Annotated in this window: 11 protein-coding genes; 8 read left to right on the top strand and 3 right to left on the bottom strand. The window is 57.8% G+C overall.

Annotated features, from left to right (window positions below):
* Nucleotides 1–528: 528 nt before the first annotated feature.
* Both WAQ08_RS00365 and WAQ08_RS00360 read right to left on the bottom strand, forming a co-directional pair.
* On the bottom strand, nucleotides 529–2,022 hold the full coding sequence (locus WAQ08_RS00365) for a hypothetical protein (protein WP_422188659.1): 1,494 nt from the start codon (nucleotides 2,020–2,022) through the stop codon (nucleotides 529–531).
* Between the two features lie 150 nt (nucleotides 2,023–2,172).
* The gene (locus WAQ08_RS00360) at nucleotides 2,173–3,615 is read right to left on the bottom strand and encodes a UbiA family prenyltransferase (RefSeq protein ID WP_422188658.1); all 1,443 of its coding nucleotides are present in this window, start codon (nucleotides 3,613–3,615) and stop codon (nucleotides 2,173–2,175) included.
* A gap of 142 nt (nucleotides 3,616–3,757) precedes the next feature.
* Between WAQ08_RS00360 and WAQ08_RS00355 the strand changes: the two genes are divergently transcribed.
* The 8 genes from WAQ08_RS00355 to WAQ08_RS00320 all read left to right on the top strand — a co-directional run bounded on the left by WAQ08_RS00355 (nucleotide 3,758) and on the right by WAQ08_RS00320 (nucleotide 12,060).
* Nucleotides 3,758–4,378: a serine O-acetyltransferase gene (locus tag WAQ08_RS00355; RefSeq protein WP_422188657.1), complete on the top strand. Its 621-nt coding sequence runs from the start codon at nucleotides 3,758–3,760 to the stop codon at nucleotides 4,376–4,378.
* The gene (locus tag WAQ08_RS00350) at nucleotides 4,375–5,562 is read left to right on the top strand and encodes a glycosyltransferase (protein WP_422188656.1); all 1,188 of its coding nucleotides are present in this window, start codon (nucleotides 4,375–4,377) and stop codon (nucleotides 5,560–5,562) included. The genes WAQ08_RS00355 and WAQ08_RS00350 overlap by 4 nt, the downstream gene beginning before the upstream one ends.
* A 62-nt stretch (nucleotides 5,563–5,624) precedes the next feature.
* Nucleotides 5,625–7,064: a lipopolysaccharide biosynthesis protein gene (locus tag WAQ08_RS00345; protein ID WP_422188655.1), complete on the top strand. Its 1,440-nt coding sequence runs from the start codon at nucleotides 5,625–5,627 to the stop codon at nucleotides 7,062–7,064.
* 73 nt (nucleotides 7,065–7,137) lie between these two features.
* Nucleotides 7,138–8,238, top strand: a complete 1,101-nt coding sequence (locus WAQ08_RS00340) for a polysaccharide pyruvyl transferase family protein (RefSeq protein WP_422188654.1) — start codon at nucleotides 7,138–7,140, stop codon at nucleotides 8,236–8,238.
* Complete coding sequence (locus tag WAQ08_RS00335) at nucleotides 8,235–9,260, top strand: nitroreductase family protein (protein ID WP_422188653.1); 1,026 nt, start codon at nucleotides 8,235–8,237, stop codon at nucleotides 9,258–9,260. Before WAQ08_RS00340 ends, WAQ08_RS00335 begins: the two co-directional genes overlap by 4 nt.
* Before the next feature lie 16 nt (nucleotides 9,261–9,276).
* Complete coding sequence (locus tag WAQ08_RS00330; protein WP_422188652.1) at nucleotides 9,277–10,503, top strand: glycosyltransferase; 1,227 nt, start codon at nucleotides 9,277–9,279, stop codon at nucleotides 10,501–10,503.
* Nucleotides 10,500–11,654: a DUF1972 domain-containing protein gene (locus WAQ08_RS00325; protein WP_422188651.1), complete on the top strand. Its 1,155-nt coding sequence runs from the start codon at nucleotides 10,500–10,502 to the stop codon at nucleotides 11,652–11,654. Before WAQ08_RS00330 ends, WAQ08_RS00325 begins: the two co-directional genes overlap by 4 nt.
* Before the next feature lie 16 nt (nucleotides 11,655–11,670).
* Nucleotides 11,671–12,060, top strand: a complete 390-nt coding sequence (locus WAQ08_RS00320) for a GtrA family protein (protein ID WP_422188650.1) — start codon at nucleotides 11,671–11,673, stop codon at nucleotides 12,058–12,060.
* Here the strand turns inward: WAQ08_RS00320 and WAQ08_RS00315 are convergent.
* On the bottom strand, nucleotides 12,032–13,516 hold the full coding sequence (locus WAQ08_RS00315) for a DUF1501 domain-containing protein (RefSeq protein ID WP_422188649.1): 1,485 nt from the start codon (nucleotides 13,514–13,516) through the stop codon (nucleotides 12,032–12,034). The two genes, WAQ08_RS00320 and WAQ08_RS00315, sit on opposite strands and share 29 nt — an antisense overlap.
* Between the last annotated feature and the right edge of the window lie 11 nt (nucleotides 13,517–13,527).

The following is a 13,527-nucleotide window of genomic DNA, read 5'->3' as shown; positions in this document are numbered from 1 at the left end:
CGAAAGTTACGTCCTGCTCGTCAGGGCTGAGGCGCCTGACTCACCGTTCTCAATGGGTCAATTCACCCCGGCCAAGTGGAGCAGTTTGGGTGGCCATGGGTGGGGCAGTTTGGGTGGCCGCCGGGGGTGGAGTCCATTCCGCGTTTCGATAGTGAATTGCAAGATGGTGCACAACGACACAAGCCGCTGCAATACCACGCAATGCGTCCAACTGTTTAAATCGCATAGCCATCTCTCTAATGGGCTAGTATGGGTTGGCGGTCACAGCTTGTCGCCCCTGCGAGTGAGGGGCTGAGAGATGAGTCATGTCGATCTGCTCATAACGTGTTCAGGTGAGCACGGCCTGTGGGCAACGCGGCATCCCTGGCAAGCCCGGCGGCAGGGCAGAAAGTTTGCCTGTCCCTGTAGGACAGTGAACAAGCACCAGCCGCACTCTCCGACGTGGCCTGAAGGTCAGCCGCGGAAGGGGCACTATACGGCAGATCCTTGCCGGCTGCGGCATGCACAGCCGCTGAGGATGGGGCGGGCCTAAGGTGTCTTGATCCGGAAATGCTCGAACGTGGTGGCCTTGCCGACCAGTTCGTATTTCTGTGAGGCCAGAAGGTGGTCTGTAAGCCCCTTGGGATCGACTCCTTCCCGGTATGTCTTAACGATGTGTGTGGGCCACGTATCGGGAGGCATACGTGCCTGGAAGTCCGAATATGTATACAGCAAGGGCGTGGCCGGAATATCCTGGACGGAGGTGGCTACCTTGTAATACGCAAGGCCTTCCGGTGCCGCAACCCACAGCACCGATTCCCTGGCGGCCAGAGCGTCCTTTGCCCACTGCGCAGCTTGTGCGTAGTCATCCTTCTCATGGCGCTCCGCCAGGCGAATGGTCAGGGAGGAGCAGAGCAGGCCGATGGTGATGCCCGTGACGAGAATCTTGCGCCACGGCCTGCCGCCGGCATCGAAGGCTCTTGCAGCGAAGAAGGCGAGGGCGATCGCGATCAGGGGGAACGTGACGGACAGGTGCCGCCCGACCACGCGCCAATGCAGAAGAATGCCCACGCCGATCATGATGAGGAGCGGCAGCACGGCTGCCACCAGGATGAGGAGCTTGTGCTTGTGTTTGGGGATCGACAGCCAACTCGCGAAGGTCAGGACCCCAATGAGGCCGGCCAGTGATGCCATGGCGATCACCTGGGCCCATGAAATGTTGGCAATGTCGGTTCGAAGTTGGTGCCGCGAGGGACCGAGCCCCGAGGCACCCGTGAGTTCGATCAGACCATAGCCAAAGCCTGCCAGCGAGAACTCGGCCAATTGGCTCGCCCTGGCACCGCTCACAAAGCTGTGCATTGCCACCACCAGCATACCGCCCAGTACAACGACAAATGCCAGCGTGAGCCACCAGTTGCGGGCCAGACTCTTCAGCGAGGCGAGCAGTGAGGCCGGGAGAAAGATCAGGAACGCCAGGAGTGTCGATGCGATCCAGAACGCGCCCAGGATGTTGCCGGCGATCATCACCACGATGCCCAACAAGATTTCCCGCGTTGAGGTGTCCACCGTGGTGTGGTCGTCGACGGGACTGATTGCCAAGCGCCATGTGCCGACAAGGAACCAAGCTGCCCCAGCCTGCAGGATGATGTATGGCCTCAACTCATTGAGATAATACCAAGTGAAGGCATTGATGCAAAAAAAGAATATGACCAGCCAAGCTGTTTTCTCATTCTTCAGGGGTAGTCGCAACAGTCCGAGAAGAGTAAGAAGTAACCAGGGTGTATTGGATGCTCTCAGGTAGGCGGTATTGTCTCCCCCTGCATCCACCCACAATTTGATGAATGCATGGTACACAGGCAGTTGGCCATCAGAATTGAAGTGATTCCAGAGTTTCTGCGCCCATAGGCTCCAGGGGGCAGCCTGGGAAATGTTCCATGTGCCCAGTTCATCCACCCACAACGATTTGGATGTGATTGATGCCACCGAAACTGCCGCCGAAATCAGGATGAGGCCTAAAATGCGCGAGGCCGTTATCTTTTGCATCAGAATCTTCCTTCTTTGGTGATGGCGGATGCCCGTGAGTGGCATCGGTTCATCGTATCCCTGTTCTTATTATCTCTGCAAGATTCTGCAGGCGATGGCTTAAATGCTGTTTTCGCTCCTTCTTTTCGGGAGAGGGAGGAAAACGAATGACTAGATACTAATGGAGCCCGCGATAACGGCCAAGGCCGCAGCAACGAAGGTGAGTCGGCTGACATTGTCCTTCATGGCGTAAACCACCGGATCGTCATGCATTCCTCCGCGCTGCGTCACCATCCATATTCTGGTGATCCAGTAGAGCAATATAGGGCAGACGGCCCAGAGCGCCACGGGATTGGGGTACAGCAACTTCACTTCGGGGCTGTTGATGTACAGGGCTAGAACCAGAATGCTCATCATGCCGCTGGCGGTGCCCAGCGTCATCACAACCGACATGTCTGACACCAGGTAGTTGCGCCCGGAAACCTTTTCCTTGTTGGCCAGCAGCAGGATATTGAGTTCGGCGTATCGCTTGACGAGCGCCAACCCCAGGAAAATGAACATCGAGAAAGCGAGCAGCCAGAAGGATGGTGCTGTGCTGATGGCCGCAGCACCTGCGAGGATCCGCGATGTATAGAGGCTTGCCAGCACGATCACGTCCACAGCCATCTTCTTTTTGAGGCTGAACGAATACGCCAATGTGAGGGCCAGGTAGCCCCCCAAACAAAGGGTGAAGAGTGGCGGCAAAAAGACAAGCGACAGCACCAGGCTGAGCAACAGAAGCCCGGGCGTTGCCGCTATGCCGGTCAGGAGCGAGAGGCTGCCGGCGGCGAAAGGCCGACTGCGCTTGCGGGGATGGGCTCTGTCTGATTCGAGGTCGAGAAGGTCGTTGACCAGGTAGATGGCAGACGCGCAGAGGCCGAACGCTATGAACGCGACGACGGATTGCAGCAGTGAGGGGAGGTCGAGCACCTTGTGCGAGGCCAGCAGAGGTACGAACACCAGCACGTTCTTCAGCCACTGGTGCAACCGCGCAGCCTTGATGAAGGTGGGCAAGCCACCTGCCTGCTCGGCAGAGCGCGTGAGATCGTCCTCCTGCAGGCGGGCCCCAAACCAGCTCTTGGCGGCACGATCGGGATGGGCGCACTTGGACGCTGCTGCGGCCTCCCAGACCGGGATGTCATCTGCGCTATTACCGGCGTACTCGAACGACGCGCCATTGGCGTATTGCCGCATTGCCAGCAGCTTGTGTTCGCTTTTTAGGTTGTTTTGCCCGTCGGAGGCGAGCACAGCATCAAAGCAGCCCAGATGGTCCGAGATCTGCTGTGCGATCCCGGCACTGCTGGCGGTCGCGAGTACGACCTGGGCGCCTTGCTCGCGGCGCGTGCGCACGTACGCGAGCACCTCGGGGCAATACGGCAGGTTTTCCGGACTGAACTCGAAGCCGTCTGCCAGCTTGGCCTTGAACTGTGCCTTGCCCTTCGTGAGCGCCAAAGCACTTCGCAACAACTGGGCAGGCTGCTCCTTGGCTTGAAACAAGAATGACTCTAGTAGCATGTCGGTCTTGATGAGCGTGCCATCGAGATCGACGAACAGGATCTTGGGTTGAAGGGTCATGCTTGAGTCGGGTGTCTTTTGTTGTCTGCTACAGCTTGTAGCGCGAGCATATGCTACGTCGCTATGCTAAGGGGTAGCGCGTGACATCACGGCGACATGACCGTAGGAAAGACTGAGGCTTTGGCACAGATGATGAAAGCATATGTCTGCTACCGTGGCAAAGAATTCCGCAATGGCAATGAGAGGGAGTTTTTGTATGGGGTTTTGGTCGATTCTGAAAGAAGATACTCGTATTTTCTCCGGAAAGCAGCCAGGCGGAATAGCCAAGTTTTTTTATTTTCCTGACATCCGGGTTGTATTCATCTACCGGCTGTCGGTTTTGCTGTATGCATCTCCATTTACGCGCCCTCTGTCTTATTTTTTGACGAATTTGAATGATTTCATGCATGGGGTTTGGATTGGTCCCCGCGTGCAGGCCGGCATCGGCCTGTCTCTGGGGCATCCCAGGGGTATTGTGATCAACCCCTCCGTGAAAATTGGTCGTTATGTCACCATGATCAATCAGGTGACCCTGGGTGGGCCGGATGTTACTATCGGCGATTTTGTCGAGATCGGCGTTGGTGCGAAGGTCATATCCACCAAGAACAGGCCCGTGGTCGTCGGCGAGCACTCCATCATTGGCGCCGGGGCGGTTGTCACCCGATCAGTTCCACCTTATTCAGTCGTGGCCGGCGTGCCTGCCCGCGTGCTGTCCACGAAGGATCTTGATACCTGGCTGGAAGACCATGAGTATTACAGGTCGGTGATTCAAGACAAGCGATGAAAATCTATTATTCCATTGTCGATCCATATCCAGCTTATCGGGTTGATCTCACAGAGTTGTTCGGGGTGGAGTTGCAGCGCTTGGGCCTGGACACCCAATGGTTCATGGACGCGCCGGTCAAGCCTGGCACTCAAGTAACCGGCTTCTTCGGACAAACGGTTATCGTCCCGCCTGGCGGGCCCCGGGCGCTCAAGCGCTTCCGGTATTGGTTTTCCGACATTGCTCGGATGCTCGCACTTAGGCGCACCGACGTGGATGCGATCCAGTGCCGCGACAAGTACATCGGATCGCTGGTCGGTCTGGTGGTCGCCAGGATCATAGGAGTGCCATTTTTCTACTGGTGCTCTTACCCATTCCCTGACCACAACCTGGCATTGGCAAAGGACGCAACGGGTGTCCGCAAGCTGTACCTGCTGGCGCATGGTTGGTTCGGTCACTGGGTGCTGCAGAAGGTTGTGATGCCGCGAAGCCGTCATGTCTTCGTGCAGAGCGCGCAGATGAAGCGGGACCTTGTGGCATTGGGAATCAAGCCCGGACAGATGACGCCCGTATTGATGGGGGTGGCTTCCGGCATGCTGGACTGGGCGGCTCGCAACACTGTGGATGTCGAGCGGGGGAAGGTCGTCTACATCGGCACCTTGGCCTCTGTGCGGAAACTGGATGCGATCGTCCGTGCCTTTGCACTAGTTGTGAAGGACTTGCCTCAGGCCAAGCTCTACCTTGTGGGGGACGGCGATTTCCCCCACGAGCGCGAAGCCCTGGAGCAATTGGTCAAACAACTGGGCTTGGGTGATTCCGTTGTGTTCACGGGCTTCGTGCCAATGGAGCAGGCGTGGCTGCATGCGAAGAGCGCTGCCGTGTGCCTGTCACCTTTCTACCCCACGCCTGTTCTGGCATCTGCCTCACCAACGAAGTTGGTGGAATACATGGCGCTAGGGCGTCCCATCGTTTGTAATGACCATCCCGAACAGTCCGAGGTGATCAAGGCCAGCGGGGTGGGTATCTGCGTGCCATGGGACGAGAGGGCGTTTGCCCATGCTATTTCATGGGTGCTACAGAACAAGGATGACGCGGAATTACAGGCCTCTAAAGGGCCGGAGTGGGTTCGCAATAACAGGGTGTACCCAAAGATCGCACAAGAGGTCTACGACGTCTACAAGAACGAGATGAGAAGCGACGAATAATGAGCGGGGCCTATAACAAAGTACGTGTCCGGCGAGGGCTGTACCACTTCCTAATGGGCAAAGTGGTCTCGTCCATCGCGGGATTTGGGGCGATGGTGCTGGTTGTTCGGTGCTTGCCTGTAGTGGACTTTGCACATTACTCAGTTCTCATCGCGCTGGTCGAGTACCTCACGGCTTTTTCCGCATTGGGGCTGGCCCATGTGGTGATCCGGTATGTGCCCGAGTTGTACATGAAGGGCTATTCACATTCGCTACGCGTTTTGCTCCGAGGGGCCACCTCCATCAGGGCGGTCGTTCTGCTTGGGATCGCATTGATCGGCTATTGGTTATCTGCCTTCATCGTTCCGTGGATTGGCATGAGCGGTGCAGCCAAGGCATTCGAAGCATTCCTCGTCGTTGCAGTGATTCGTTCTACAGGGCATTTTTTTTCGCAGATCTTGGAGTCGACGCTGCACCAAGGGGTGGTGCAAATTGCATTTTCATTGGCGTCTGTCGGACGACTCGTGGGCATGCTGTACCTCTATCACAGAGGGGATGTCCAGTTGGTGGAGATCATCTGGGTGGAGGCCATGACCGATGCCATCGCCACCACCATCATGGCCGGCGCAGTGTTCTTTGTGGCGACTCGCAACAAGGCTGTCAACGAGGTCGAAGGCGATCTCGGCTGGTTGTCTGCCAATTTCAAGACGGTGTCGAAGTTCGCTTATCACGGATATATCCAGCATTTGGCGGGTTTGCCCTTCGGAAGCAATACGAATCGATTGATCGGTGGCTACTTCCTCACGGCCTCGGCGATGGCTAATTTCGGCTTTGCCTTGTCACTCTATGAGTATTTGAAGCGTTATCTCCCGGCGCAGTTGTTGGTGGGGCTTATTCGTCCAGTGCTGATCGCTAAATATTCGGTAAAGAAGGATTTCTCGGTAGCTTCATCCATGTGCGAGAATATATTTATCATCAATATCGCCCTGATTGGTGGCGGGGTTGTCTGCATGCTGGTTGCTGGCCCAAATCTGATGCATGTCATTTCAGGTGGTAAATACGTCGATGACGCCACATTTGTTTTCATGGCACTTCTGAGCGTGCTTTTGTTGGAGACGAACAGGTTGCAATTGGAGTTGCTGGTGCAGACGGTTGAGCGGTATGAAATCCTAATTCTGTCCAATGCGATGCTCGCGGCCTCCGTCGGGCTCGGGATTCTTCTGGTCGGATGGTTGGGGGCTGCAGCATTTCCCATCGGCAATGCTTTGGGCCTCCTTGTGGCCAATCAGAGGGTCAATAGAAGGCTTCGCAGATTGGGTTATATCTATCAGCACGATTGGCGCGTGATCATGCGCCTGGTTGCGCTCATCGTGTTTAGCGTTATTTTTGGAAAAGTGATGCTCGGCATCGGCTTGGCGTGGTATGTCGCGCTGGCTGTTTCCATATTTTTGTATTGTGCTGCGGCATACCTGCTTTATGGGGTCCGGATTCGCTCCTTTATTGGCGGTTTGTCGGTAGGGTAATAAATGATTGATCACACCTTGAATGGTGTAGAGGGCAACAATGCTTGTAAAAATACTTTCAATGCACCGCGTGGTGAACTACGGTTCCTTTATGCAAGCGTATGCCTTGAAAAGAGTCGTGGAAGGCATGGGCGCGAAGTGCTCGTTTGCTGATTTCGCCCCCGGTACGCCTCGTCACAAGGGGGCTAAGGTGCAGGTGGACGGCACGTTCAAGAAGTTGCTCAAGTTGCCCCGCTTCCTGTTGAATATTTCATCTCAACTGGAAAAGCGCCGCTTTCACGCCAAGATGCAGGCGGTGTTCACGCGAGAGGTCTGGCCTTTGCTTGGCATGACCGAGCAGCAGGATTTCGACTATTCCGCTGACCTGTTCATCGTTGGGAGCGATGAGGTCTTCAACTACACCCAGAACCATATTTTTGGGTATGTACCGGCGCTGTTTGGGCATGGTGTCACGGCTCGTCGCCTGATCAGCTATGCGGCTTCGGCCGGGTATGCCAGCTTGGCCGATGTGAAGAATGACGACATGACCGAGGAGTTGCGTAGCGGCCTGGCCAAGTTCGATAACATCGCCGTGCGTGATGAAAACACCAAGGAAATGGTCACCGGGGTGCTGGGCAAAGAGCCGACGCTGGTGATCGATCCCACCTTGCTGTATGACTTCACGAAAGAAATCCCTATGCTGCCCCAGCGTGCGGATAAATACCTGCTGGTCTACGCATACGAGGGGCGCATGGAGTCCCCAGCAGAAGTTGATCGCATCAAGGAATTCGCCCGGGCACGGAGCCTCAAGATCGTGTCCCCTGGCTTCTACCATGCCTGGTGCGATGAGAACGTGGTGGTGTCCCCGTTCGAGCTTCTGGCCTATTTCCAGAACGCAGAGTATGTGGTTACCGATACTTTCCATGGGTCCATCTTTGCCGTCAAGGCTCGCAAGCGCTTCGTCACCCTAGTTCGCGAGAAAAGCAAATGGGGTGGCAACGCCAGCAAGGTCAGCTTCCTGCTGGAGCAGTTGAAGTTATCCCATCGTGTCATCGGAGACATGGGCGAACTGCCGTCGATGATGGACAAGGATGTGGATTACTCGGTGACCGACGAGGCACTGGCCTACTGGAGGGGCCAGTCTTTCGGTTTTCTGAACTCCGAAGTCGATGCTGCCAAAAGAGGTGCACCATGAGTGGATTCAAGAGTTTTGTCTGGAAGGTCATGCCGGCCGGGACGCACCGCCTTTTGAGAAATGTCTATTTCTCCTTGAAGCTGATCCCCAACGTAATCTACGACTCGGCGCGCTTTCTGAAGTATTCCGGCCTAAACAAGAGCCATGAATACCAGGGCGAGCAGGCAGCCCGTATTACCATGTTCTATCACCAGATCGAAAAAGGTTTGAGCCTGTCTGCGCCGCGACCTGGTTTCGGAATGACAGTGATTCCTCAACTGTTGAACATGGTAGAGGCTTATATCGCACGCTATGGCTATGTCCGGCCGGCTACCACTGCGATTGGTGCCTTGCGTGAATACATCGAGTTCAATGATCGTGCAGGTTTCGATGTGCCATATGTTAAAGAGCGCGTTCATGCCATCCTTGCCAAATCGGAAGAAGCCCGCGCGGGGTTCTCTTCCTGGGAAGGGGGCGTGATATCGGTTCAGAAATCGGACCTGGAAAAGCTGCAAGGCATGGATTTCGAAGGCTTCTTCAAATCCCGCTACAGTATTCGTAACTTCGCCGGTGGTGAGATTCCAGTCGATGACCTTCGCCGTGTGGTCGAGATCTCCCAGAAGACACCGTCGGTGTGCAATCGGCAAAGCGTTCGTGTGCACGCCTATCGGGATCGCAGCAAAATCGACCAGATCCTGGCCATCCAGAGTGGCAGTCGAGGATTCGGCGACAAGGCCTCTGCCGTGCTGGTGGTGACGTCCGAGCTGCAATCCTTCGTCGACGTTGGTGAACGCTACCAAGGCTGGATTGACGGTGGCATGTTCAGCATGTCCATCTGCCTGGCTTTCCATCATTTGGGCTATGGCAGTTGCTGCCTCAACTGGTCCAAGGAGAAGCACACGGACAAGGCCCTGCGCGAACTGTTGGGCCTCCAGCCGTCGGAGCTGATCATCATGGTCATCGCTGCCGGTACCTTGCCTGAGCAACTTTCGGTGGCGCACTCTCCCCGGCCGGGTGTGGATGCTGTCCTGAGCATCCATTGAGCGGGGCCGCGTAAACATGCCCAACCTGTTGAGCGTCAACAGCTACCACTACCGCCGTGGTGGTTCCGACGTGGTGTACCTGGATCACGCCGCCCTTCTTGGGTCGCAGGGCTGGGGCAGTGCGTTCTTCTCGATGCACTACCCCAAGAACGACGAGACGCCCTGGTCCAAGTACTTCGTCAAGGAGCTGGAGTTCGGCAACAGCTACTCGTTCAAGGACAAGGTGGTCATGGCCGCCAAGGCGGTGTACTCCTGGGAGGCCCAGTCGCAGCTTAAGCGCCTGCTGAACGACCACAAGATCGATGTCGCGCACCTGCACTGCATCTATCATCACCTGTCGCCGTCGATCCTGCCGGTGCTCAGCAAGGCAGGCATTCCCACCGTGATGACGGCGCACGATCTCAAGATCGCCTGTCCCGCCTACAAGATGCTGAATCACACAGGTGTGTGCGAGCGTTGCAAGGACGGCTCCGTGATCAACGTGGTCAAGCACCGCTGCATCCGTGATTCGCTGGGGGCCAGCGTGATCGTGGCGGTCGAAAGCGGGCTGCAGCGGCATTTCGAGATGTACAAGCGCCACCTGAGCAAGGTGGTGGTGCCCAGCCGCTTCTTCCTGGAGAAGTTCGTAGAATGGGGCTGGCCCAGGGACAAGTTCGTCTACATCCCGAACTACGTGGATGCCGGGCGTTTCGAGCCAGTGTTCGATCCTGGCAGCTATTTCCTGTATTTCGGACGTCTTGCCCCTGAGAAAGGTGTCCCGACGCTGATCAAGGCCGCTGTGAAAGCCGGTGTGTCGCTCAAGATCGCGGGTACAGGGCCTCTGGAGGCTGAGTTGAAGGCCATCGCTGCGGCGTCTGCGCATCCTGAAAAGATCGAGTTCGTGGGGTTCAAATCGGGGGATGCGCTTCATCAACTGATCCAGCAAAGTAGGGCCGTGGTCTTGCCTTCAGAGTGGTACGAGAATGCACCGATGAGCGTCCTTGAGAGCTTTGCCTTCGGCAAGCCTGTGATCGGGGCGAGCATGGGCGGGATTCCGGAGCTTGTTAATTCGGAAACCGGTTGGGTGTTTCCAAGCGGTGACGCCGATGCGCTGGCTGATCTTCTGGCATCGGTGGAGGCGACTCCGTCAGAGTCATTGCACGCCAAGGGGCGAGCCGCGCGAGACCATGTTGCATCACACTTCAACAGGCAGTCCTACCTTGATGCGACCTTGAAACTTTATGCAGATCTTGGGGTGGTATGAATTCGAATGCAATTGAGCGGCCGACGCTCCGCATCCTGGGTATTCGCGGGTTGCCGGCCGCACACGGAGGTTTCGAGACCTTTGCCGAACACTGTGCGCTCTTCCTGGTCCAGCGCGGCTGGCGCGTGATCGTCTATTGCCAGGTCGATGGTGAAGGCCCTATCCGTGAGGACATCTGGCAGGGCGTGGAGCGCGTGCTGATCCCGGTCAAGGAGCGCGGCGTGGCCACCTCGGTGGTGTTTGACTGGCTGGCCGTGCGCCATGCGGCCCAGTTTTCCGATCTGTGCCTGACCCTGGGTTACAACACGGCCACCTTCTGTGCGCGCCTGCGCCTGAAGGGCATCACCAACGTCATCAACATGGATGGCATCGAGTGGTCTCGTGCCAAGTGGGGCAAGGTGGCCAAGACCTGGTTCTGGATGAACGATTGGGCAGGGTGCTGGCTGGGCAACCACCTGGTGGCTGATCACCCCGAGATCAAGGCGCACCTGACGACCCGCGTGCGTGCATCCAAGATCACCACGATCGCTTATGGCGCTGATGCCGTGAATCAGGCACCGGTCGATGCGGTGACCAAACTCGGCCTGGAGCCGGGGAAGTTCCTCACGTTGATCGCCCGGCCGGAGCCGGAAAACTCGATCCTCGAAGTGGTCAGTGGTTTTTCAGCGCGTGCCCGCGATGTGAAGCTGGTGGTGTTGGGCAACTACGAGGATGGCAATGTCTTCCATCGCGCGGTGCGGCAGGCCGCCAGTTCGGACGTGGTGTTCCTGGGCGCGATCTACGACAAGGCCATCGTGCAGGCCCTGCGCTTTCACAGTCTGGCCTATGTGCATGGACACCAGGTCGGCGGCACCAACCCGTCTCTGGTCGAGGCGCTGGGGGCGGGCAATGCGGTCATTGCGCACGACAATAAATTCAATCGCTGGGTGGCGGGGCCGCAGGCCTGCTATTTCGATGGCGCCAAGAGCTTCGACGACAAGCTCTCTGCCCTGCTGTCGAACCCGGGCGAGTTGCAGGCCATGGGCAAGGCCAGCCGTGAACGCTTCAATGCAGAGTTCACCTGGCACAAGATCCTGAGCGACTACGAACAACTGCTGACGCAGTTCCTGCCTGCTTTCAGCAAAACCCCCCAGTTGCAGAAGCTGGATTGATGCGGGTGGTGCCAAGTTGCTGCAGCAGTTCCTGAGGTTCCTTCTGGTGGGCGGCGTTGCGACGCTGATCCACTACGCCATCCTGTTCGTGCTTCATCAGCTCCTGGGCGTCAATGGCGCGGTCTCCACATCCGTGGGGTTCCTGGTCAGTGCGGTGTTCAACTTCCTCGCGAGCTACCACTACACTTTCAAGAGTTCTGCGGCCAAGGGGGGCGCAGCACTCAGGTATGCCGTTGTGGCGGGGCTGGGGCTGTTGCTCAATGGCCTGATCTTCTGGGGGCTGACCGAGCGCCTGGGGTTGTACTACATGGTCGCCCAGGTGATTGCGACCGGCATTGTGCTGGTGTTCAACTTCTCAGCCGGTCGCGCCTTCACTTTCAAGTCTTCATCAAGTCCAGCCCTCTAGAGCCCTGGTACTGGTAGAGGTTGGGGAAGACATCCTGCAGCATGGTTTCGCTGGCGTTCATCCAGCGGCCCAGCGACACGCCCAATTGCTCGACCGACGTGCTGGGCAGCAGCGCACCATTGGCCAATTGATCGGGGCTGTTGTCGAAGTTGTTGTTGGCGACGTTCTTGGTGCCATAGACCGGGAGCTTGCCCAGGACAGTGCCGCCCTTGACCGCGCCGCCCATCACGAACTGGTGGCCACCCCAGCCGTGGTCGGTGCCATTGCCGTTGCTCGTGAAGCTGCGGCCGAAATCCGAGGCAGTGAAGGTGGTGACGCTGTCGCTCACGCCCATGCTCGACAGCACGCTGTCGAAGTACACCAGGGCATGGTTGAGCTTGGCCATTGCGTCAGCGTGGCGGGTCAGTTGGTCATCGTGCGTGTCGAAGCCGCCCAGGCTCACGAAAAAGACTTGGCGCTTCATGCCCAGCGATGTCCGCGCGCCGATGGTGCGGGCGACCGCCTGCAACTGCGCCGCAAGGCTGTTTTGCGCTACGCTGCCGTCGGGCTTGGTGTACATCAGCGCAGCATCACCGCCATAAGGCCACGTGCTGGCGGCAGGCAGGCTGCCGCGGAGCATGCGTTCGGCCTGGATGCTGCGCGCGCCCACATCTGCCAGGTCTGTCTGGAAGGCGTGGCGGTTCGTGGCGCGTTGCGCGATGTTCTGGAGCTTGGCAGCGGCGACTTGCGAGCCGAAGACGTTTTCAATGCCCGTGTCTGACACGCCGAGACGGATGGCGCCTGCGGGTTGCATCTGGTACTGCTTGACGGTCTTGCCAGACACCCAAACGGCATTGCCGGCGGCGGAGATGCCACTGAACAAGCCATTGCCGTTTGGGCTCTCAGCTGTCAGCAGGTCGGCAAGTCGACCACCCCAACCGCTGGTCGCGCCTTCAGGCGACAGGGCCTGCCAGGTGGATTGCTGGTCGTTGTGCGAGAAAAGGCGCTGCGGAAGGCGCTTGGCCTTCTGTGTGTATTGATCCTTGGTCAGCGGTTCGACCAGAGGGCCAATGTTGCTGACCACGGCCAGCTTGCGATCGCTGTTGAACAGGCGCTGCAGCCCGCTCAGTTGGGGATGCAATGCCAGAGAGCGACCGTTGGCAAGGCTGGCAGCGGGCGCCAGGGCCTTCAGGCTGCTGCTCGTGAGGGCGATCGACGTGGGCTGCTGGTTGCGGGTGGCCACGTAAGCCTGCCAGGACGCCGAGTCGGTGGCCAACACGGTGTTGTAGGCATCGTTGCCTCCGGCAAGGAACACGCACACCAGCGCCTTGTAATCGGACTGAGTGCTCTGGGCTGCTGCGGCGCCGATCGCGGCCAGGTTCATGGCGATCGGGGCGGCGCCGGCACTCAGTGCAGAGAAGGCAGCCGACTGGCGCAGGAAAAGACGACGGGAAGGCGAGTGAGAGGAGCGAGTCATGACGGAATCCT

It is taken from the genome of Aquabacterium sp. (assembly GCF_049274795.1).
In the GTDB taxonomy this organism is placed as follows: Bacteria; Pseudomonadota; Gammaproteobacteria; order Burkholderiales; family Burkholderiaceae_C; genus Aquabacterium.
Note: the sequence above shows the minus strand (reverse complement) of the source record. Positions and strands in the feature narration are given on the sequence as shown.

What these genes read in the sequence shown, in the direction of transcription:
- WAQ08_RS00315 (WP_422188649.1), bottom strand. Translation starts at nt 13,516, where the DNA reads ATGACTCGCTCCTCTCACTCGCCTTCCCGTCGTCTTTTCCTGCGCCAG.
- WAQ08_RS00335 (WP_422188653.1), top strand. Translation starts at nt 8,235, where the DNA reads ATGAGTGGATTCAAGAGTTTTGTCTGGAAGGTCATGCCGGCCGGGACG.
- WAQ08_RS00365 (WP_422188659.1), bottom strand. Translation starts at nt 2,022, where the DNA reads ATGCAAAAGATAACGGCCTCGCGCATTTTAGGCCTCATCCTGATTTCG.
- WAQ08_RS00350 (WP_422188656.1), top strand. Translation starts at nt 4,375, where the DNA reads ATGAAAATCTATTATTCCATTGTCGATCCATATCCAGCTTATCGGGTT.
- WAQ08_RS00360 (WP_422188658.1), bottom strand. Translation starts at nt 3,615, where the DNA reads ATGACCCTTCAACCCAAGATCCTGTTCGTCGATCTCGATGGCACGCTC.
- WAQ08_RS00355 (WP_422188657.1), top strand. Translation starts at nt 3,758, where the DNA reads ATGTCTGCTACCGTGGCAAAGAATTCCGCAATGGCAATGAGAGGGAGT.
- WAQ08_RS00330 (WP_422188652.1), top strand. Translation starts at nt 9,277, where the DNA reads ATGCCCAACCTGTTGAGCGTCAACAGCTACCACTACCGCCGTGGTGGT.
- WAQ08_RS00325 (WP_422188651.1), top strand. Translation starts at nt 10,500, where the DNA reads ATGAATTCGAATGCAATTGAGCGGCCGACGCTCCGCATCCTGGGTATT.